The organism is Promicromonospora sp. NPDC110617 (assembly GCF_055598465.1).
The window spans coordinates 924289-945149 of record NZ_JBVKBM010000001.1; the positions used below are offsets into that span (position 1 = coordinate 924289).

The following is a 20861-nucleotide window of genomic DNA, read 5'->3' on the forward strand; positions in this document are numbered from 1 at the left end:
CGCGATGACGACCGAGACCACCGCCCAGGAACTGGCCCAGCACCTCGACCTCCAGGCGTCCGGCACTCCCCACCTGCGGACGGTGACGCCCCGGGCGAAGAACCCGGCGCTGCTGGTGCCGGGAGCCCTGAAGGCGCTTCCCGAGCTGGGAAAGCTCGTCCACGGCCAGGGTGTCCCCGCGACCACCCTCGAGCTGGTGCACCTGCGGGTCAGCCAGATCAACGGCTGCGGCTGGTGCATCGAGTACGGGATGCGGCAGGCCCGCAAGGCCGGCGAGTCGGAGGACCGCCTCGCGTCCGTCGCGGCCTGGCGGGAGTCGCCCTACCTCAGCGAGGCCGAGTGCGCGGCGATCGAGCTCGCCGAGGCGATGACGCGCCTGGCCGACAGCTCCGAGGGTGTGCCCGACGCCGTCTGGGACCGCGCCGCCGAGCAGTGGGACGAGCAGGCGCTCGCGGCCCTGGTGCTGCACATCGGCGTCACCAACCTCTACAACCGCCTCAATGTCACGACCCGCCAGGTCCCGGGCACCTGGTGACCCGCCTGCCCCGACTCGCTGAGTGCTGGGTATTTGCGGTCTGACGCCGTCAGAACCCGCAAATACCCAGCACTCAACGCCGTGCGGTCAGGACAGGCCCAGGCGGGGCGCCCGTCGGGCCTGGCGGATGCCGTCGACCGTGAGCAGGATCAGGGCGAGCCACACCAGGGCGAACCCGGCCCACCGGGCGGGCGGCATGTGCTCCCCGAAGACGAGCAGCCCCACCAGGAACTGCAGCACCGGCGCGAGTACTGCAGCATGCCGACGACGGACAGGGGCAGCCGCCGGGCGGCGGCGCCGAACAGGAGCAGGGGCAGCGCGGTCACGATGCCGGCGGACATGAGCAGCAGCGCGTGCCCGGTGCCCTCGCCGAGGAACGTGCCCGCGCTGCCGAGCCACACGAGGTAGGCGAGCGCGAACGGCGTGGCGACGGTCGTCTCGACGGCCAGGCCGGGCAGGGCGGCGACGGTGCGGCCCACGCGGTTCTTGACCAGCCCGTACAGGCCGAAGGAGAGCGCGAGGGTCAGCGAGATCCACGGCAGCCCGCCGAGCCCCGTGGACAGCACCACGACCGACGCGGCGCCGAAGGCGATCGCGACCCACTGCATGGGCCGGAGCCGCTCGCGGAGCACCAGCACACCGAGCAGCACCGTGACGATCGGGTTGATGAAGTAGCCCAGGGCGGCGTCGAGCACCCGGTCGCTGAGCACGGCGTACACGTACACCACCCAGTTGACGACGATCAGGGCCGCCGCCACAGCGAACGTGCCCAGGATGCGCGGGGACCGCAGGGCGGTCCGGAAGTCGCCGAGCTGGCGCAGGGCCGCGAGGGCGATGAGGCAGAAGAGCAGGCTCCACACGATGCGGTGGGCCACGATCTCCAGGGGACCCGCCGGCTGGAGCAGCGGGAAGAACAGCGGCATCCCGCCCCAGAGCAGGTAGGCGCCGATGCCGAGGGGGAGACCCCAGCGATCCTGTTGTTGTGTCACTGCGTCACGATAGATCTCGCGCCCCCCTGCGGGTCCCGGATGCGCTGTGGGGCTCGTCACCTGGCCGGGCCCCTTTTCGATTTCTCGCGAGGGCTGGTGGGGCGCTATGGTTGGCACCGTTCACGGCTGGTTGCCCGAGCGGCCAAAGGGATCTGACTGTAAATCAGACGGCTCAGCCTTCGGGGGTTCGAATCCCTCACCAGCCACGTGAAGCACAGCAGGGCGTGACCAGCGATTTCGCTGGTCACGCCCTGTTTCGTTGGTCGGGCGGGCGCGAGGTCCCCGCACACAGCGGACGGCGCTCAGCCACTTGTCGTCCCAAGGTCCGGGATCGCCTTGCCCGACTCGTTGTCCGCCGTCGCGGCGAACGCGGACCGCCACGCCGAGACGAGGCCGTCCCGGCTCGCGTCGAGCCCGGCGGCGGTGTTGCCGCCGGGGACCGCCACGCGCTCGATGACGTCGTCCAGCCGGGCTCCCTGATCGAGCAGCCGGCTGAGCGCACGCAGGCTCTCCGCGACGAGCCGCTCCGCCATGTCGTCGGTCAGCGGGGCCTCGCGCTCCCGCTGCGCGTGGACCATCGCCCGCGCGGCACCGGCCAGAAGGGCCGGTCCGCACGACGCGAGGTCGGTCGCCGCGCGCCCCTGCCCCTCTTCCAGCACGAACGGTGTCGAGAAGCCGCTCAGCAGGCCGAGCAGCTTCTCCGTGGCCGCGGCCGTCATCCGGGGGCCGGGCGTGAGCAGCGTCGCGCCGACGCCGGCCTCGTTGCCGACGCTCGGGATCAGCTTGGCCACCGGACCGTCGACGGCCTCGGCCAGCTTCTCGAGCGGCAGTCCGTTGTTGACGGTGACCACGAGGTGCCGGTCGGTGAGGTCTGGGCGCAGCTCCGCGAGGACCGCCGGCAGGTCGCCGTTGCGGACGCACAGCAGGATCACCTCGGTCCGTCCGGGCAGCTCGTGCAGGGGCAGTACCGTCGCAGTGGGCACCGTCTCGCGGAGGCTGGACAGGCTGGAGGGCGACCGCCCGGCGGCGAACACCCGGCCGGTTTCCAGCGCCCGGCTGAGACCTGCCGCCAGGGTCAGACCCATGCGTCCCAGACCTGCCACGCCGACCCCGCGGTAACCGTTCACCGTCTCAGCATCTCAGGCTGGCCCGGGTGCGAGCGGGGCGGCCGATCCTCCCGGTGTCGCCGTCCCGTTCTCGTCACGGACCGGGCTCGCGACCCGCGCGGCGCACCTCACACCGGATTCGATTTCACGCCAGGCCGGAGGGCATGTAGAGTCTTCCTCGCCGCCCCGATAGCTCAGTCGGCAGAGCGTCTCCATGGTAAGGAGAAGGTCAAGGGTTCGATTCCCTTTCGGGGCTCTGTGATCGACGCGGGGTCGTCAGCCCACCTCACCGGTTCGCCGGTGGGGAGCAACGGCGGACGGCCTCGCGTTCAGTCACGCGCGGCGGGGTAGCTCAGCTGGTCAGAGCGCACGACTCATAATCGTGAGGTCGCGGGTTCGAGCCCCGCCCTCGCTACCAAGCAAGTACATCCGTCCGGCTTCCTGTGCCGGACGACGAGAAGACACATGGCGCCTCCCTCTCGAGGCGCGGAGGTGAGAGCCATGGCAAGCAAGAGCGCGGATGTCCGCCCGAAGATCACGCTGGCGTGCGTGGACTGCAAGGAGCGGAACTACATCACGAAGAAGAACCGGCGTAACGACCCGGACCGCCTGGAGCTGGCGAAGTTCTGCCCGCGCTGCGGCAAGCACACGTCGCACCGCGAGACCCGCTGAGTCTCGTTAGCACATAGCTTCACATCGACGTGGCGAACGCTGATTTCGAGGGCCGGGCATACCCGGCCAACGCCCCCTACTCCGTAGGCCGCGAGAAGATCCGCGAGTTCGCCGTCGCCGTCGGTGCCACGCACCCCGCGCACCACGATCTCGTGGCGGCGCGGGGTTCTGGCTATCCGGACCTTGTCGCCCCGCCCACGTTCGCCGTGGTCGTGGCCCAGCGGGCCGAGTCGCAGTACATCAGCGACCCCGAGGCCGAGATCGACTTCACGCGCGTGGTCCACGCGGACGAGCGCTTCACGCACCACCGTCCCATCGTCGCCGGCGACGAGCTCACGACGGTGCTGCACGTGGACCGGATCGTCTCCCGCGGCCCCATCAGCATGGTGACCACGCGCTGCGAGATCTACGCGATGCCGCAGCAGGTCGAGGTGCCGTCCCCCGAGGCCGACGGCCCCGGCGAGCACGTCGCCACGGTCACGTCCACGCTGGCGATCCGAGGTGAGGACGCATGAGCCGCCCCGACATCGCGACGCTCGCCGTCGGCGACGTGATCGGCAGCCGCACCGTCACCTTCGACCGTGCGGCCCTGGTCCGCTACGCGGGCGCCAGCGGCGACCTCAACCCGATCCACTGGAACGACAAGTTCGCCGTGGACGCGGGCCTGCCCGGCGTCATCGCGCACGGCATGCTCACCATGGGCACCGTCGTGGGCCTGGTCGTGGACTGGGCGGGCGACCCGGGCGCCGTCGTCGACTACCAGACGCGGTTCACCAAGCCCGTCGAGGTGCCCAACCCGGGCACCGCCCTGGTCGAGGTCGTGGGCACGGTGGGCGTGGTCGACGCCGACGCCGGCACGGTCCGCGTGGACCTCGCCGTCACGGTCGACGGCGCCAAGGTGCTGGTCCGTGCCCAGGCGCTCGTCCGCCTCTGAGCCGACCCGCGACGACGACGGGCCGACCCGCGACGACGGGCCGTGCGCCCGGCCACGAACGGGTCAGTTTGCCGGGGTAACGATTTTTTAACCCGCAGACCCTTCTCATGCACCCCGTGATCAGGTGTGATTCTCTCGTCCGGAGCTCTACGGACCGACGAGAGGAACTCCGCGTGACGTCCCGACGACGTATCACAGCCCTGGCCACGGCGGCCGGGGTGCTCTTTCCGCTCATCCCGCTCTCCGCGGCTACGGCCGCCCCCACGGTGACGGCGCCCGGCGACGAGGTGGTCGCCTGCGCTCCCGTGCTGGCCGCCGGCTCGCTCGACGAGGCGTTCACCGCGGCGGCCGAGGCCACGGGGGTGCCCGAGGACCTGCTCAAGGCCGTGTCCTACCTGGAGTCCCGCTGGGACCAGCACCCCGGCCAGGCCAGCGCCGACGGCGGCTACGGCGTGTTCAACCTGACGGCCGGAGAGGGGCTCGGCCACGCGCACGGCGACGGGCTGCCGCTCTCCGCGATCAACGACAAGACGGGTCCGGCCCGCGAGGGCACGCCCGAGCTCACCCGGGCGGCCGCCCTGACCGGGCTGGACGAGGCCACCCTGCGGTCGGACGCCCAGGCCAACGTCTGCGGCGGTGCGGCACTCCTGGCGTCGTACCAGGCCCAGGCCGTGCGCGATGGCGCGGCCGACGGCGGCGCGGCCGACCCCGAGGCCGCCGCGTCGTCGCCGGACGGCCTGACCGTCTGGTCTGACGCCGTGTCCCGCATGAGCGATATCCACGGCTTCGCGGCGGGCGTCTACGCCACGCTCCGGGACGGCGCGGGGACCACCACCCCGCAGGACGGCGCGGTGATCCTCACGGCCAACCCCGACGTCGTCGTGCCCCGGAGCGCGAGCACGAGCGACCCCGAGGCGGACTGCCCCGACGACCTCGGCTGCGAGTGGCTCCCCGCCCCCTACGAGAAGGGCTCGCCGGACCTCCCGGACGGCACCGGCGACTACGGCAACCACGACCAGGCCGACCGCACCGGCGCGGGCGGCCCGTCGATCGACTACATCCTGATCCACGACACGGAGACCGCCTACCAGCCGTCGGTGAACCTGGTGCAGGACCCGACCTACCTGGCCTGGAACTACACGCTGCGCTCCGAGGACGGGCACGTGGCGAACCACCTGGACCCGGCCGACGTCGGCTGGCACGCGGGCAACTGGTTCATGAACATGCACTCGATCGGCCTGGAGCACGAGGGCTGGGCGGGCACGGGCACCTGGTTCACCGAGGCGATGTACCAGTCGTCGGCGGCGCTGGTGCGCTACCTCGCCGCGGAGCACGACGTCCCGCTCGACCGGGCGCACGTCATCGGCCACGACCAGGTGCCGGGCATCCTGCCGGGCTACACCAAGAACGTGCACTGGGACCCGGGCCCGTACTGGGACTGGGACCACTACTTCGAGCTGCTCGGCGCGCCGATCGGCGGCGACCTGGAGGCGACGACGGACGTCGAGCCGGGCGACGTCGTCGAGGTGCGCACGGGCTACGCGCAGAACCCGAACGTGGTCACGGGCTGCGAGCAGGCGTCGCCGGGCTCGGGCGACTGCGTCGACGGCGCGGGCACCAACTTCCGGTACCTGTACCAGGCGCCGTCGGCCGACGCTCCGCTGGCCAAGGACCCGGGCTGGAAGCCGGACGGCGCGGACGGCACCACGTACGCGAGCGACGTCAGCGCGCGCGTGCAGTCCGGGCACAAGCTCGTCGTCGACCAGGTCGACGGCGACTGGCTCGGCGTGTGGTGGGCCGGCTCCCTGGTCTGGCTGCACAACCCGGCCGACCGCCCGGTGGTGGTGCCGGCCACGGCGCAGACCGTCACCGTCGCGGGCGACGCCCCGGCGCCGGTCTTCGGGCGGGCGTACCCGGAGGCCGCCGCCTACGCGGCGTACCCGGACGTGCCGGTGCAGGCCGTGACGCCCATCGAGTACACGGTCGGCGTGGGCCAGACGTACGCCGTGTCCGACGACGACGTGGCCGCCGACTACTACCGGGCCGCCACGTTCGACGGCTCGGGCCCGGGCGACCGCACGGTCGTGCGCGGCGACGACGTCTACTACCAGGTCTGGCTGGCGCACCGGCACGTGTTCGTCGACGCGGCCGACGTCGAGCTCCACGAGCCGGTGGTCGCGGACGTCTCGGGGCCGTCGATCGAGGGCAAGGCCAAGGTGGGTCGCCTCCTGACCGCCGAGGCCGGGTCGTACCTGCCGGGCGACGTCGACGTGGCCTACCGGTGGCTGCGTGACGGCGAGCCGGTCCGCTGGGCGACCGGCAGCCGGTACCTGGTGACGGGCCGCGACCGCGGCGCGGAGATCTCGGTGGAGGTGACGGTCTCGGCGGACGGCTACACGTCGGCGTCGTACACCTCGGAGCCGCGGCGCGTGGCGGGCCGCTAGCCGGGAGTTGATACGCACGCGGGGTGCGTTGCGCGCAGTAGACATCGTCTACTTTGCGCAACACACCCCGCGTGCGTACGTTCTGCCTGCGCCCCGGCCGTACGGCCAGGGCGACCCGGCTCACCAGTTCGGGGTGACCCCCGGCAGGTTGCGCGGCAGCTTCACGTCCTTCGGGTGGTAGACGTACGTGAGGCCGTCGGTCGAGGTCTGCCAGACCCGCTCGAAGTTCTCCCGCGTGTACACGACGCGGACGGCGTCGTTCGTCGCCCCGTGCGGGTCGTTGAGGATCGGGTCGCCGTCGGCGGTGAACCCGCGCAGCACCACGAGGTGCCCGTCGGTCTCGTACCCGGCCTCCGGCATCTCCTCGGCCTCGAAGTTGATCGAGAAGACGAGCGGGATGCCGGCCGCGACGAACTTCTCCGCCTCCGCGAGGGAGCGCAGCCGGGTCACGAACGACTCCAGGCCGAACGTGTTCGCGTAGGCCGCGTTGAACGGCCAGTTGCCCGCGCCCTCGTACGTGTAGTCCCAGGTGTTCATCGCGGCGTAGTCGACCTGCGGGTCGCCGTTCGGCGCCTCGATGCCCTCCAGCTCCTCGGCCGGCACCTCGCGCCCGTAGGAGTAGATGACCATCGTGGACGACGTCGGCGAGCACCACACCTGGCCGCCGCCCCCGAACTCCGGGTACTCGCCACGGTGGATGTTCTGGCTGTACTGCGGCACGTCGAGCACCACCTCGCGCCCGAGCGTGAAGTCGCTCGTGCCCGTGTAGTGCGCGTCGGGCAGGTACTCGTTGGTCATGGTGCTCACGGCGTCGAGCCGCGGGGACACCCGGGTGCCCTCGGGCCGGTACAGCGTGGCGCGGGTCTGGTACGCGTCCGGCTCGTGCCCCGACTTGGCGACAAAGGTGTCGGTGAACAGGTACGCGTCGTCGTCGGTCTGGCCGTTCACCGAGGTGCGGTGGATGTCGCCCACGCGGCCGTCGGCGGGCGCGAAGTCGTCGCCCGAGGCCCAGCGGCCCATCACGAACCACTTGGTCCAGCTCCCGTCGGCCTTGCGGCCGCGGTACTCGATCTCGACCCAGGTCCCGGTGGGCGTGTGCGCGTTCCACGAGCTCACCGACTCGTCGATCAGGTAGCCGGCCTCGACCACGGGCGACGTCCACCGGCCCGTCTCGTAGCTGACGGGCGTGCCGTCGCCGAACGGGTCGGTGTACTCGACGGTCTCGCCGGCGCCGCGCAGCACGAGCCCGCCCTTGGCGCCCGGCCGCAGGTTGGCGGTCCTGCCCGCGTGGAAGTCGCGTACCCCGTCCCAGGTGGTCAGCGTGATCTGGTTGTCCGACGCCGCCGCCTCCGACGCACCCGCCGCCGGTGCGGCGCTCGCCGCGATCCCCGCCTGCACCACGAGCGCTCCCGTCGCCACCAGCGCGAACACCGTGGTCCGCAGTCCTCTTCGTCTCGACATAGCCCTGCCTCCATGCCTCCGGGCCCCCTCTCGGTGAGCGGGCCGTGGACCTTCCCTATCAGAGCGGGGGTCCGGACAGAAGCAATTTAGGCGTCACCCGAAAGTGGGCGTGTCAGCCCAGGTCGGGCACGGGTCCCGTCGTCGTGCCCTCGACCAGGCTGACCGGGAGCGTCACCGACCCGGGTTCCTCCCCGGCCAGCAGCGCGATGACCGCCAGGCCGAGCGCGCGACCCTTCTCGACCAGGGGCTGGTGCACGCTGGTCAGCACGTCGGGGGAGAGCCACGGCAGGTCCAGCCCGTCGAACCCCGCGACCGACACGTCCTCGGGCACGCGCAGGCCGAGCTCGCGTGCCGCGATGACGGCGCCGGCCGCGAGCAGGTCGGAGTGGGCGATGATCGCCGTCGGACGGTCCCGGGCCGGCGCCCACTCGGACAGGATCTCGGTCGCGGCGTCGCGCCCGTGCTCGACGAGCGAGGCGGGCGTCTCCCACGACATGACGGGCTCGATGACGTCGCGCACGCCGGCCAGCCGGTTCCGGGTGGGCGTGCGCTCCGCCGCCGCGAGCCGCTCGGCGTCCACCAGCCCGGACCGCTCGTCCCGCCCGAACGGCAGCGCGATCTCCGCGATCCGCGTGTGCCCCAGCTCGACCAGGTGGCGTACCGCCTCGGCGGCGCCCCGGCGGTCGTCGACGCCGACCACGGGCACCCCCGGCACCTCGTGCCCCTCGCCGATCACGACCGGCACGCCGCGGCGCTGGAGCGCCGCGAGGTTCGGGTCGCCCTCCAGGATCCCCCACACGAGCACGGCCACGTCCATCGCGGCGGCCTCGACCAGCGGGTCGACGGCGGGGGGCAGCCCCGCCTCGGCGGCGAGGCCCACGGACTGCGCCGTGGCGCCCTGCGGCATGCCCGGCACCAGCAGCACGCCCAGCCCCTGCTCGCCGATCGCGGAGACCAGGCCGTGCAGCACCTGCGTCGACACCGGGTCGCGGAACGAGCGGCCGAGCTGGTCGCCGATCACCACGCCCACGATCCCGGAGCGGCCCGACCGGAGCTGCCGTCCGAGCGGGTTGGGGCCGGAGTACTCGAGCTCGCGGGCGGCGGCCAGCACCTTCTCCCGGGTCTCGGGCGTGATCGGTCCCGCGCCGGAGAAGGCGAGCGACGCGGTGGACACGGAGACACCTGCCAGCTCGGCGACCTTCGCGAGGGTCGGTCGGCCAACGGTCTGGCGGTTCATCGCGGTTCCTTCTCTCGCATCGGGCACCGGTGGTGCAGGACCCGGGTATCTGCTGGGCTGATCCCAGATTGTGGCTTACGGTCGGGAGATTCAATCGCACCAAGGAGTTCCGTGCCTACTGCACACGCCGCCGCCCGCGCGGTATTCGTCGTCTTCGCCGCCAGTGGGTTCGCCTTCGCGAGCTGGGCGTCACGCCTTCCCGCGGTACGGGACGGGCTGTCGTTCTCCGAGCGGGAGATGGGCCTCCTGCTGCTCACGATCTCCATCGGGTCGATCGCGGCCATCCCGCTGTCCGGGCTGGTCAGCGAGCGGCTCGGGACCGCCCGAACCGTTCTGGGCTTCGCGGGCCTCACCGCGGTCGGCCTCTCCGTGGCCGGGTACGGCGTCGCCCTGGGGGAGCCCCTCGTGGTGCGCGCAGGGATGGTCCTCTTCGGCGTGGGCTCCGGCGTCTGGGACGCCGCGATGAACCTGGAGGGCGCGGCCGTCGAGCAGCGGCTCGGTCGCGCCATCATGCCGATCTTCCACGCCGGGTTCTCGTTCGGCACCGTCATCGGTGCCGGTGTCGGTGCTCTCGTGGCCACCGTCGGGGTGCCGGTCGTCTGGCACGTCGTGGCGGCCGGCGTCGTCTCGTTCCTCTCCGTCGTGATCGCCACCCGGTTCTTCACGCCGAGCGCGGTGCAGGTTCCGGTGGCCGACGGCGCCGCCGGGGCGGGCAGCGTGGACGGCGCCGACCCCGCGGAGATGACGCCGCCGCCGTCCGGCATCCGGGGGCTCCTCGCCGCCTGGGGCGAGCCGCGCACCCTGGCGATCGGCCTCGTGGTGCTGAGCGCGGCCCTCACGGAGGGCGTGGCCAACGACTGGGTGAGCCTCGCCGTCGTGGACGGGTTCGACACGTCCGACGGCATGGGCGCGGTGGGCCTCGCCGTCTTCCTCACCGCCATGACGGCCGCCCGCCTGGCCGGGACCCGCGCCATCGACCGGTACGGGCGCGTCCCGGTGCTCGTGCTCTCCGCGCTGCTCGCGTTCGTCGGCGTGCTGACGTTCTCGCTGGTCCCGGTCCTGTGGCTGGCGCTCGTGGGCGTGGCGCTGTGGGGTCTCGGCGCGGCGATGGGCTTCCCGATGGGCATGAGCGCGGCGTCCGACGAGCCGCGCCGGGCCGCGATGCGGGTGGCCGCGGTCTCGACCATCGGGTACACCGCGTTCTTCGTGGGGCCGCCGCTCATCGGATTCGTGGCCCACGAGACGGGCTACCGCCTGGCGGTGCTCGTGCTCCTGGTGCCGATGGTGCTCGGGCTGGTCGTGGCCCGTTCCGTGCGGCCGTTGCCGACGGCGGCGGGTGTGAAGAGGTAGCGCGGATCACTCCGGCGGGTTCGCGCAGGCCAGGCCTCGGAAACCGGGGAGGGAACACGTCTGCGGACACCAAAAGGTTCCAGAATTGGCAGACATCACCCACGCCATGTCGAAGATGTGCACAAATCCCGCACTGCGGGTAGATAGGCTTGCACGGTGAGCCCATACCCGGCAGACACCGTCCAGGCACAAGCGGTGGTCCCCAGCCTCGCCGACCTCACCACTCTGCGAGTGGGTGGACCGGCTGCCTCGTACGTCGAGGCCGAGGAAGAGGCCGCACTGATCGAGGCGGTGAGCGCCGCCGACGACGCCGGTGTGCCGCTGCTCGTCGTGGGTGGTGGCTCCAACCTGCTGGTGGCCGACGAGGGTTTCGGCGGCGTCGTGGTGCGCGACGTCCGCACCGGGATCAGCGTCGAGTCGGACGACACCTGCGGTGGCGCCGTGGTCAGCGCGCCGGCCGGCCAGAACTGGGACGAGCTGGTCGAGCGTGCGGTCGACGAGGGCTGGGTCGGCGTCGAGTCCCTGTCGGGCATCCCGGGGACCGTCGGCGCCGCGCCCGTGCAGAACATCGGCGCGTACGGCCAGGAGCTCTCGGGCGTGGTCTCGCTGGTCCGCACCTGGGACCGCGGCGACCGCCGGGTGCGCACCTTCGCCGTCGGCGAGCTGGGCTTCGGGTACCGCACGTCGCTGCTCAAGAAGTCCATGCACGGCGAGGGCCGCGAGGGCATCCGGGGCGAGGGCGACCCGCGGGCGCCCTGGTACCCGTCGCCGCGCTACGTGGTGCTCAACGTCCAGTTCCAGTTCCGGCTCGGCACGCTGTCCGCGCCCGTGGGCTACGGGGAGCTGGCGCGCCGCCTCGGCGTCGAGGTCGGCCAGCGTGCGCCCATGAAGGACGTCCGCGAGACCGTGCTGGGCCTGCGCGGCGGCAAGGGCATGCTGCTCGACCGCCCGAACTTCGGCGGGGAGCCGGACCACGACCGCTGGAACTCGGGCTCGTTCTTCACCAACCCCGTGATCCCCGTGGAGCACCTGGAGCACCTGCCCGAGGACGCCCCGCGTTACCCGGTCCGCTCCGCCACGCCGGAGACGACCACCGGGCCGAGCCTCGGCGCCATCGACCCCACGCTCGTGAAGACGAGCGCCGCCTGGCTCATCGAGCACGCCGGCTTCGCCAAGGGCTTCGGTCTGGCGGGGGAGCACAGCCCGGCGCGGCTGTCGACCAAGCACACGCTGGCGATGACCAACCGCGGCGGCGCCCGGACCGAGGACGTCATCGCCCTCGCCCGCGCGGTCCGCGACGGCGTCCGCGACCGGTTCGGCGTGACCCTGGTCCCCGAGACCGTCCTGGTGGGCGTCTCGCTCTGACTTTCTCGACGTGTCAGACCCTCAGGTCACCCGGGTGACCTGAGGGTCTGACACGTTTCTCAGTAGACGACGACCGGCGTGCCCGACGGCGCGCCCCAGCTGTCCCAGATCCAGTCCATCGCGCTGTTCGACACCCGCACGCAGCCGTGCGACGCCGGGAACGCCGGCACCGACGCCGAACCGTGCACCGCGATGCCGCCCGTGAAGAACTTGGGCCGCCACATGTCGCCCAGCTCCAGGCGCGACGCGTACATCCGGTTCTCCTCGCGGTACACCGCGAACGACCCACGCGGGGTGTACGCCGTGTAGGTGGCGCCCTTGGCCTCGTACGTCTCCCCGTTGCCGGACGACGCGTTGATCACCTTGACGACCTTGCCGTTCTCGACGGCCAGCACGAGCTGCCGGTCGATGTCGATCTCCAGCACCTTGCCCGACGACGTCTGCGGCCGCGGCACCACGCCGTCGTCCGCCGCTGCCTGGGTGGCGTCGCCCACCACACCGTCCCGGTACAGGCCCCCGGCCTTCTGCAGCGCGAACACGGCCTGCTGCGTCTCGCCGCCGTACGCGTTGTCGACCGACGTCACGAAGTAGCCGAGGTCGCGCAGCCGCTGCTGGAGCTTGCCCACGCGGTCGCTGACCTCGCCGTACTCGATGTAGTCGGGCTCCGCGGGCTCGTCGTCCTTGCCGCCCTTGCCGTCGCCCTTGTCCCCGCCGGCCTCGTCCTGCGAGCTGCCCTTGCCGTCGCCCTTGCCCTCGTCGGTCGTGCCGTCGTCGCCCGTGCCCTCGTCCGCGTCGTCGCCGGCGCCCGTACCGGAGTCCTCCGTGCCCTCGTCGGCGCCCTCGGACGGCGAAGCGCTCGGTTCCGGCTCCTCGGACGGCTCGCTCGCGCTGGGCTCCGGGGTGGGGGAGCCCTCCGCGGACGCGGACGGGCTCGGCGAGCTCGTGGTCCGGTCCGCCTCCGCCGGCGGCTCCTGGTCGTCACCGCAGCCCGCGAGCAGGGTCGCCGTCAGCGCCACCGCGCCCAACGCGCTCACGACCCTCCTGCCCACGCGGACCCTGTCCGTGCCGTGGTTCGACCTGCTGTGCACAACCCGCATGGTGACTCCTCCTCGGCCGCACCTGCTGGGGGTGGCGCGGCACCGCACACACGAGACGACGTCGTCCCCTCGTGAGTGTCCTGTATCTGTAACCGACGCACGTCGGATCAAGATGGTTGGGTCGGTCGATCGTCACCCAATCGTGACTGACCCGCGCGTCGGGAGGGAACCCAGGGTCTCGGCGGGGTCGGGCGCGAGCAGCCACGCGTCGACGTCGGCCAGCAGCCGCGCCTTGGTCGACGACGACGCGCGGCTGGCCCGGATCGACGCGCCGGCCAGCGCCGCCAGCTCTGTGTCGGTGAACCCGTGCGCGTCGCGCGCGATCGCGTACTGGTCCACCAGCCGTGACCCGAACAGGAGCGGGTCGTCGGCCCCGAGCGCGACGGCGGCGCCCGCGTCGACCAGGGTGCGCAGCGGCACCTCGTCCGCCTCGCCGTACACGCCCAGGCCGATGTTCGAGCCGGGGTTCACCTCCAGCGCGACGCCGCGGTCCACGATCTCCGCCAGGACGCGCTCGTCCTCGGCGGCCCGGACGCCGTGCCCGATCCGGTCCGGGACGAGCTCCCGCAGGACCTCGCTGATGTGGTCCGGCCCGAGCAGCTCGCCGCCGTGCGGCACCGCGGCCAGCCCCGCCCGGCGCGCGATGTCGAACGCGGGGCCGAACTGGGACGTGTCCCCGCGGCGCTCGTCGTTCGACAGCCCGAAGCCCACGACCTCGCCCACACCGTCACCTGCGTACCGGGCGGCCAGCCGGGCGAGCGTGCGCGCGTCGAGCGGATGCTTCATGCGCGACGCCGCGATGATCACGCCGACCTCGATGCCGTGCTCGGCGCTCGCGGCCCTGGCGGCGTCGATGACGATCTCGACGGCCGGCGTGATGCCGCCGACGAACGGGGCGTAGGAGGTGGGGTCGACCTGGATCTCGAGCCGGCCCGAGCCCTCGGCGGCGTCGTCGGCCGCCGCCTCGTGGACCAGGCGGCGCATGTCGGCCTCGGACCGCACGCACGCGCGGGCGGCGTCGTACAGGCGCTGGAAGCGGAACCAGCCGCGCTCGGTGGCGGGCAGGCGCAACGGGTCGTTGTCGATGAGCGCCTCGGGCAGCCGGACGCCGTACGCGGCTGCCATGTCGACGAGTGTCGGCACCCGCATGGATCCGGTGAAGTGCAGGTGGAGGTGCGCCTTGGGGAGAAGTGCGAGGTCTCGCATCTGCGTAGTGTGGCAAAGCAGTGGTGCGGTGGCAGCCGCGATCGTGATACTCCGCACTACTCACACATCCCGCCGCCCATCTTTGGTCTGCGCGGGCTACGATCCGTATCCTGAGAAGAACATGCCCCAGATAGGCGAAATGACTGATTTGCTCGATGCGCGACCATGGACGCCGGTGAGCCGGTGAACGAGAACAACACGGGTGAGACCGAGCCCGCCGCGGCAGACCTCCCGGTGCACGTCGTCCTCGGCGGAAAGTACGAGCTCGTCGACGTCCTCGGCACGGGGGCGACGTTCACGGTCTACGACGCGCAGCGGGTGGCGGTCCCGGAGCCCGCGGGCGACGGCGAGGACTCCGAAGGTGACACGGGCGCTGCTGCGGGCGGCGACGTCGCGGACGGTTCCGACGCCCCGGGCGAGGCCGGTGCGTCGGGCGAGGTGGCGGACGCTGACGCGGACGCGGCTGCGGACGGGAAGCCTGGCACGGCCACGGAGGGCTCGCCGGACGACGGTGCGGCCGAGTCGGGGTCCGGTGCGGACGACGGCTCCGGCTCCGCTGCCGACGCCGTGCCCGAGCCCGGCGACGAGACCGATGTGGACGCCGCCGATACCACGGCGGAGATCGCCGAGCCGGCGGAGCCCGAGGTCGATCCCTTCGACGGCCCCCTCGTGGTCAAGGTGCTGCACCCGCACCTGGTCGACGACCGGAACGCGCGGGCCTCGCTCCAGCGTGAGGTCGACGCCTCGGCGCTCGTGACCCATCCGGGTGTCGTCAAGGTGCTGGACTCCGGCGAGGAGGACGTCGCGGGCGCGAGCGTCCCGTGGACCGTCATGAACCGGGTCCCGGGCATCTCCCTGTCCGACTACGCCGGGGACAGCGGGCTGCCCTGGCGGGATGCGCTCGCCATCATCGACGGCCTGCTGGAGGGGCTCGCCGCCGTGCACGCCGCGGGTCTCGTGCACCGCGACATCGCGCCGCGCAACGTGATGGTCGACAAGCGGCCGGACGGCACCTTCGCCGTCGGGTTGCTGGACCTCGGACTGACCCGGCCTGCCGGCGGCGAGGGCGAGGGCGCCACGGTGGCCGGCTCGGTCATCGGCATGTCGCCGGAGCAGGCCCGGGGCAAGCCGCTCGACGCACGGAGCGACATCTACGCCGTCGGCGCGCTCGCGTACTACACGCTGACCGGCCACGCCCCGTTCGAGCGGGCGCAGGCGGAGGATGTCCTGCGGGCGCACGTGAACGCGCCGGTCCCCGCTGCCTCGGCGCGGCGCGCGGCGGTCCCGGCGTCCGTGGACCGCCTCGTGTCCCGGGCCATGGCCAAGGACCCGAACCGTCGGTTCCCGACCGCCGAGTCGATGCGCGAGACCGTCACGATCCTGCTCGGCGGCCCTGCGGGCCGCATGGGTACCAGCGGCGAGACCATGCAGCTCGGCGTGGGCGCCGGCGGCACCGAGGTGATCGACCCGGTCGCCGGGTCCGGGACGATGGTGCTGGGCCAGGCGACCGAGGGCAGCGACCGCACCACGCTGGTCGGTGCGGTGGGTGCTGCTGGTGCCGTGGGCGCTGCTGGTGCCGCCGCGGCCCTCGGTGCGGACACCGCGGCGGCCGCCGTGCCGCCCCAGGTGCCGCCGCCGCTGGAGCCGCCGGAGGAGCAGCGGACCTTCTGGCAGAAGATGACGACCGGCCGCGGCCGCGTGATCACGATCATCGTGTTCGCGCTGCTCGTGTTCGGTGGTGCGGGCCTGATCATCGCGAACATGCTGGGCAACAACGGCGCGCCCGCGGTCATACCGAGCGAGAGCCCGTCGACGCAGGAACCGTCACGGAAGCCGTCGGCCTCCCCGACGCCGAGCGAGACGGAGGAGGTGGCGCCGCCGCCGGAGTTCACTCCGTCGCCGACCCCGACCCCGTCACCGACGCCCACCCCGACGCCCACGCCGACCCCGACGCCGACGCCCACCCCGACGCCGACGCCGACCGAGGAGCCGACGGAGGAGCCGACCGAGGAGCCGACCGAGGAGCCGACCGAGGAGCCCACGGACGAGCCGACCGAGGAGCCGACCACCCCGGTCGAGCCGTCGACCAACCCGACGGGCGGCCAGGCGGAGGGCGGCACCACGCTGCCCGGCGGCAGCCGCTAGGCCGGCCGCCGCACCGGCAGTTGCCAGGCCGGACGGCCCGGGTCGCGACGAGTTCGCGGCCCGGGCCGCACGTCACAGCCCCTTCAGGCGCTCCTTGAGGGCCATGGCGGCGCGCGCCCGGAGCATCGGCCCCTCGGCCTCGTCGTCCGAGCCCGCCTCCGCGACCGTCGCCATGTGCGCCGCGAACCGCGCGTCCGCCGCCGCGAGGGTGGCGTCCGGCGCGGTGCGGTAGGCCTCGGTGACGTCGTCCAGCGCGCCGTCGTGGAAGGTCACGCCCATGGTGTCGATCGGCAGCGCCACGTCGTAGATCGCCGATGCGACTGCCGCCTCGACGCGTGCCGTGATGTCGATTTCGCCCGAGTTGTTCATGCGGGCAACCTAGCGGCAGGCACCGTGCGCCGTCGCCGAAAGGTGTCGCCGGGGGATCAGGTGATCCAGCCGCGCTCCCGGGCCACCGTCACGGCCGCCGTCCGGTCCGCGACGCCCAGCTTGGCGAACGCGCGGAGCAGGTGCGTCTTGACCGTGGCCTCGGTGATCGACAGCTCGCGCCCCACCTCCGAGTTCGACCGGCCGCGGGCCACCAGCCCCAGCACCTCGGCCTCCCGCGCGGAGGGCCGCTCGGCGGCCGTGCGGACCGAGCTGACCAGGCGCGTCGCCACGCTCGGCGCCAGCACCGTCTCGCCGCGGGCCGCGGCGCGCACACCTGCGACCAGCACCGCGCGGGGCGTGTCCTTGAGCAGGTAGCCGGTCGCTCCGGCCTCGACGGCCCGCAGGATGTCGGCGTCGGTGTCGTACGTCGTCAGCACCACCACACGCGGCCCCGTGCCGACGATCCCTGCGGTCGCCGCGACGCCGTCCAGCACGGGCATCCGCAGGTCCATGAGCACCACGTCGGGCCGGAGCTCGGCAGCCAGAGCCACCGCCTCCTGTCCGTCGGCGGCCTCACCCACGACCTCGAGGTCGTCCTCGACCGTCAGCATGCCCGCCAGGCCCGACCGCACCACCGGATGGTCGTCCACCACCAGCACCCGGATCATCCCGCTACCCCCTGCGTCCCGTCGCGTGTCGGTCCCACGGCCCTGGGCTCGCCGCGCGATCCCGTCTCGCTGCCCGGTCCTTCCCGGCTTGCCGATCCTTCCCCGCCGCCCGGGACGGCGTCGACCGCGTCCCCGACCGGCACCCGGACCCGCAGCGTCGCGCCGGCGCCGGTCTGGGACCTCACCGACAGCGTCCCGCCCGCCGACTGCACCCGGCTGCGCATCCCGGCCAGCCCGAACCCGTCGGAGACGTCCGGACCGAAGCCCCGCCCGTCGTCGGCCACGGTGAGCGTCACTGCCCCCTCGGCCCTCGCCAGGCGCACGCCGACGGTCATCGCCCGCGCGTGCCGCCGCACGTTCGACAGAGCCTCCTGGGCAGCCCGCAACAGCACCACCTCGGTGGCCGGCGGCAGCGGCCCGACGCCGTCGGCCTCGAAGCTCACCACCTGTTCCGTCTCCAGCGCGTACCGCTCCGTGAGCCTCCGCAGCGCCTGCGGGAGCGAGGCGTCCTGCAGCGCCACGGGCGCGAAGGCGGCCACCAGGGCCCGCGCCTCGGCCAGGTTGTCGCGGGCCGTGTCCTCGACGAGGTGCAGCCGCTCGCGCACGGCGGCGTCGTCCCCGACGTCCAGGGCGGCCGTCGCGGCCTGCGCCTGCATCACCACGCTCGTGAAGCCCTGCGCGAGCGTGTCGTGGATCTCCCGGGCGAGCCGCTCGCGCTCGGCCACGACGCCCGCCTCGTGGTTGGTGCGCGCGAGCTCCGCCTGTGCCGCGCGCAGCTCGTCGAGCAGGCGGGCGTGCTCCTCGGCGCGCCGCATCGCGAGGTGGAACCAGAGCCCCAGGGCGACCGCGAACAGGAGCGTCACGAACATCTGCGGCACCACGCTGAGCACCACGGTGGTGTCGAAGCCGTACGCGGCGACGATGCCGAGCGTGACCGAGACAGCGAGCAGAGCGCAGCCGATCACGCCCTGCCGGATCGTCTCGAGCAGCATCCAGACCTGCGCGAACGCGATGAACATCAGGAACGTCGCGATACCCGCCTGCGACACCGCCACCCCGGTGCCCAGGACCAGCACCACCAGGTAGGCGAGGGCCGGGCCCCGCTGCCGGGTCCGCGCCGCCCGCGCACCCCACAGCAGGTACGCGACCACGATCGCGGCCAGCGCGGCGAGCGCGACCACGAGCGACACGCCGCGCGTGCCCTCCAGCACCAGGGCGGCGGCCGTCAGCGTGACGATCACGCCGAACGCCGCGTCCCACCACCGCACCTGCTGCTCCCACCCGGCGTAGAGCAGGTTCACGGAGGGCCCGTCCGCCGCGGCCTCGTCGGCCGTGGTGCCGTCAGCCGTCATCGTGCCGTCGCCACCGGAACGTCCGGGTGCCGACCACGAGCGCTACCACCAGCCATGCCGCCAGTACAGCAGCCGTCGCGCCGTGCTGCCAGGAGCCGGCCGGCTCCGCCGCCGCGAACGCCTCCGGCAGGAACACCGACCGCATGCCCTGTGCGATCCACTTCAGCGGGAAGATCGAGGACAGGTCGAGCATCCACCCCGGGAGCTGGGTCACCGGGAAGAACACCCCGGAGGTGAACTGCAGCACCAGCAGCGGCGTGACCACCACGGCGCTCGCGGACCGGCCGGACCGGGGCACCGACGAGTACGCGACGCCGCACACCGCTCCCGCCGCCGTCCCGAGCACGAACACCCACGCGAACGTGACCCAGTGCTCCACGTCGTCGGGCAGGGGCACGTCGAAGGCGAGTGCCGCGACCGCGAGCAGCAGCGCGGTCTGCGCCAGCACGGTGACGAGCGACAGGAACACCTTGCCCAGGAAGTACGACGTCGCGGGCAGGGGCGTGGCGCGCAGCCGCTTCAGTGTGCCGTCGTCGCGCTCGACGGCGATCGACATGGCGAGCGTCTGATACGTCGAGAGCATGACGCCGGTCGCGATCATCCCGGGCAGGAAGTACTGCGCGAAGCTGACGCTGACGCCGTCCGAGACCACCGGGTCGTCGTCGCCGAAGACCGCGGAGAAGATCGCCAGCATGATGATCGGGTAGGCGAAGCCGAAGACCATCGAGTCGCGCTCACGGACGAACTGCAGCAGCTCCACACCGCCGCGCACCAGGCCGAGCCGGAGCGTGCCGGGCAGCCTCCGCACCGCGCTCGACGCGGTGCGGCTCGTCGTGCTCGTCGCAGCAGTCGTGCTCATCACGCCGCCTCCTCGGTGTCGGTCGGGTTCTCGCCGATCAGGGACAGGTAGACGTCCTCGAGCGTCGGGCGGGTCACGGACAGTCCCGGTACCTCGCCGTCGGGTCCGGCCGCCGCGATCAGCCGGGCGACGGCGGCGCTGGGCCGGTCCGTGCGCTCGGTGCGGCGCACCCCGCCGTCGTCCCACGCGACGACCGGCGTGCGGGCCCCGGGCCCGCCCAGGGAGTCGGGCGTGCCCTCGGCCACCACCACGCCGTCGCGCACGACGACGACGCGGTCGGCGAGCTGCGCGGCCTCGTCCAGGTAGTGGGTGGTCAGGAGGATCGTGGTGCCGTCGTCGCGCAGTCCGGTCACCAGGTCCCAGAAGGAGCGGCGCGCCTCGGGGTCGAACCCGGTGGTGGGCTCGTCCAGGAAGAGCAGCTCGGGCCGGCCCACGATCCCGAGGGCCACGTCGAGCCGTCGCCGTTGCCCGCCGGAGAGCCCCCTGGTCCGAGCTCTCGCCTTCTCCGCGAGCCCGACCGCGGCGATCACCTCCGCCGGGTCGCGCGAGTCCGGGTACGCGGCCGCCGTGGAGCGGACCTTCTCCAGGACCGTGAGCTCGCTCAGGTCCCGGGAGTCCTGCATGACCACGCCGATCCGTGCGCGCCACGCGCGCCCGGCCTCCTTGGGGTCCTCGCCGAGCACGGCGACATCGCCGTCGTCCCGGTCGCGGAAGCCCTCGAGGATCTCGACGGTGGTGGTCTTGCCCGCGCCGTTGGGGCCGAGCACCGCCACGATCTCGCCGTGGGCGACGTCGAGATCCAGGCCGGCGACGGCGTCCTTGAACCCGGTACGGGCGTTGCCGTACCGCTTGCGTAGACCGCGCACCCGCACGGCCGGGGATCCGGATGTCTGCATGGTTCGAGCATGCTCCGCGGGAGCCTCGTGGTGGGACGCCCGTTCGGCTGCACCTCGTGTCCGTCGTCCGGTGGACAAGGGACCTTCCGCGACCTGCAAGGGTCCGTCCGAACGAGTTCGACCTACGGCCCCGGGTACCGTACAGTTGTGCCTCGGTGATCGATGCTCACCCAATG

Annotated in this window: 18 protein-coding genes, 3 tRNA genes and 1 pseudogene; 11 read left to right on the top strand and 11 right to left on the bottom strand. The window is 72.8% G+C overall.

Annotation, left to right across the window (positions count from 1 at the left end; genetic code table 11):
• Nucleotides 1-4: 4 nt before the first annotated feature.
• Nucleotides 5-535 (top strand): carboxymuconolactone decarboxylase family protein, encoded by a 531-nt coding sequence (locus tag ACZ7LE_RS03875; RefSeq protein WP_470402050.1) that lies wholly within the window; start codon nt 5-7, stop codon nt 533-535.
• An 87-nt stretch (nt 536-622) separates the two neighbouring features.
• On the opposite strand, the pseudogene rarD reads toward ACZ7LE_RS03875, so the two are convergent.
• Nucleotides 623-1524, bottom strand: a pseudogene (gene rarD, locus ACZ7LE_RS03880) (EamA family transporter RarD).
• Between the two features lie 124 nt (nt 1525-1648).
• Here rarD and ACZ7LE_RS03885 point away from each other — a divergent pair.
• Nucleotides 1649-1730: transfer RNA gene (locus ACZ7LE_RS03885), tRNA-Tyr, on the top strand.
• A 96-nt stretch (nt 1731-1826) separates the two neighbouring features.
• On the opposite strand, the gene ACZ7LE_RS03890 is transcribed toward ACZ7LE_RS03885, so the two are convergent.
• Nucleotides 1827-2651 carry a pyrroline-5-carboxylate reductase dimerization domain-containing protein gene (locus ACZ7LE_RS03890; protein WP_470402051.1) on the bottom strand — a complete coding sequence of 275 codons (825 nt, stop codon included), beginning with the start codon at nt 2649-2651 and terminating at the stop codon, nt 1827-1829.
• A 162-nt stretch (nt 2652-2813) separates the two neighbouring features.
• Between ACZ7LE_RS03890 and ACZ7LE_RS03895 the strand changes: the two genes are divergently transcribed.
• From ACZ7LE_RS03895 to ACZ7LE_RS03920, 6 genes are all read left to right on the top strand, one after another.
• Nucleotides 2814-2886, top strand: a tRNA-Thr gene (locus ACZ7LE_RS03895).
• A gap of 85 nt (nt 2887-2971) precedes the next feature.
• A tRNA-Met gene (locus ACZ7LE_RS03900) sits at nt 2972-3048 on the top strand.
• 83 nt (nt 3049-3131) lie between these two features.
• Nucleotides 3132-3302 carry a 50S ribosomal protein L33 gene (rpmG, locus tag ACZ7LE_RS03905; RefSeq protein WP_013837798.1) on the top strand — a complete coding sequence of 57 codons (171 nt, stop codon included), beginning with the start codon at nt 3132-3134 and terminating at the stop codon, nt 3300-3302.
• Nucleotides 3303-3331: 29 nt separating this feature from the next.
• A complete protein-coding gene (locus ACZ7LE_RS03910) occupies nt 3332-3817 on the top strand; it encodes an FAS1-like dehydratase domain-containing protein (protein ID WP_470402052.1) in 486 nt (161 codons plus the stop codon).
• Nucleotides 3814-4236 (top strand): MaoC/PaaZ C-terminal domain-containing protein, encoded by a 423-nt coding sequence (locus ACZ7LE_RS03915; protein ID WP_397391533.1) that lies wholly within the window; start codon nt 3814-3816, stop codon nt 4234-4236. The genes ACZ7LE_RS03910 and ACZ7LE_RS03915 overlap by 4 nt, the downstream gene beginning before the upstream one ends.
• 173 nt (nt 4237-4409) lie before the next feature.
• Nucleotides 4410-6680, top strand: a complete 2271-nt coding sequence (locus ACZ7LE_RS03920) for an N-acetylmuramoyl-L-alanine amidase (RefSeq protein WP_470402053.1) — start codon at nt 4410-4412, stop codon at nt 6678-6680.
• Between the two features lie 120 nt (nt 6681-6800).
• Here the strand turns inward: ACZ7LE_RS03920 and ACZ7LE_RS03925 are convergent, their stop codons facing one another.
• A complete protein-coding gene (locus ACZ7LE_RS03925; RefSeq protein WP_470402054.1) occupies nt 6801-8141 on the bottom strand; it encodes a C39 family peptidase in 1341 nt (446 codons plus the stop codon).
• A 112-nt stretch (nt 8142-8253) separates the two neighbouring features.
• Complete coding sequence (locus tag ACZ7LE_RS03930; protein ID WP_397391539.1) at nt 8254-9378, bottom strand: LacI family DNA-binding transcriptional regulator; 1125 nt, start codon at nt 9376-9378, stop codon at nt 8254-8256.
• A 111-nt stretch (nt 9379-9489) separates the two neighbouring features.
• On the opposite strand from ACZ7LE_RS03930, the gene ACZ7LE_RS03935 reads away from it, so the two are divergent.
• Nucleotides 9490-10728 (top strand): MFS transporter, encoded by a 1239-nt coding sequence (locus ACZ7LE_RS03935; protein WP_470402055.1) that lies wholly within the window; start codon nt 9490-9492, stop codon nt 10726-10728.
• A 156-nt stretch (nt 10729-10884) separates the two neighbouring features.
• On the top strand, nt 10885-12093 hold the full coding sequence (locus ACZ7LE_RS03940; protein WP_470402056.1) for a UDP-N-acetylmuramate dehydrogenase: 1209 nt from the start codon (nt 10885-10887) through the stop codon (nt 12091-12093).
• A gap of 59 nt (nt 12094-12152) precedes the next feature.
• Here ACZ7LE_RS03940 and ACZ7LE_RS03945 read toward each other — a convergent pair whose 3' ends face one another.
• Nucleotides 12153-13127, bottom strand: coding sequence for a L,D-transpeptidase family protein (locus ACZ7LE_RS03945; RefSeq protein WP_470402057.1), 975 nt, complete (start codon nt 13125-13127; stop codon nt 12153-12155).
• A gap of 195 nt (nt 13128-13322) precedes the next feature.
• The gene (locus ACZ7LE_RS03950; protein ID WP_470402058.1) at nt 13323-14396 is read right to left on the bottom strand and encodes an adenosine deaminase; all 1074 of its coding nucleotides are present in this window, start codon (nt 14394-14396) and stop codon (nt 13323-13325) included.
• A gap of 165 nt (nt 14397-14561) precedes the next feature.
• Between ACZ7LE_RS03950 and ACZ7LE_RS03955 the strand changes: the two genes are divergently transcribed.
• Nucleotides 14562-16541 carry a serine/threonine-protein kinase gene (locus ACZ7LE_RS03955; protein WP_470402059.1) on the top strand — a complete coding sequence of 660 codons (1980 nt, stop codon included), beginning with the start codon at nt 14562-14564 and terminating at the stop codon, nt 16539-16541.
• Between the two features lie 72 nt (nt 16542-16613).
• Here the strand turns inward: ACZ7LE_RS03955 and ACZ7LE_RS03960 are convergent, their stop codons facing one another.
• The 5 genes from ACZ7LE_RS03960 to ACZ7LE_RS03980 are packed head-to-tail and all read right to left on the bottom strand — an operon-like array spanning nt 16614 to nt 20685.
• Nucleotides 16614-16910, bottom strand: coding sequence for a hypothetical protein (locus tag ACZ7LE_RS03960; protein WP_470402060.1), 297 nt, complete (start codon nt 16908-16910; stop codon nt 16614-16616).
• Nucleotides 16911-16966: 56 nt separating this feature from the next.
• On the bottom strand, nt 16967-17578 hold the full coding sequence (locus ACZ7LE_RS03965; RefSeq protein ID WP_470402061.1) for a response regulator: 612 nt from the start codon (nt 17576-17578) through the stop codon (nt 16967-16969).
• Nucleotides 17575-18930: a sensor histidine kinase gene (locus ACZ7LE_RS03970; protein WP_470402062.1), complete on the bottom strand. Its 1356-nt coding sequence runs from the start codon at nt 18928-18930 to the stop codon at nt 17575-17577. Before ACZ7LE_RS03970 ends, ACZ7LE_RS03965 begins: the two co-directional genes overlap by 4 nt.
• Nucleotides 18920-19789, bottom strand: a complete 870-nt coding sequence (locus tag ACZ7LE_RS03975; protein WP_470402063.1) for an ABC transporter permease — start codon at nt 19787-19789, stop codon at nt 18920-18922. The genes ACZ7LE_RS03970 and ACZ7LE_RS03975 overlap by 11 nt, the downstream gene beginning before the upstream one ends.
• Nucleotides 19789-20685 (bottom strand): ABC transporter ATP-binding protein, encoded by an 897-nt coding sequence (locus ACZ7LE_RS03980; RefSeq protein ID WP_470402064.1) that lies wholly within the window; start codon nt 20683-20685, stop codon nt 19789-19791. Before ACZ7LE_RS03980 ends, ACZ7LE_RS03975 begins: the two co-directional genes overlap by 1 nt.
• Nucleotides 20686-20861: the final 176 nt, after the last annotated feature.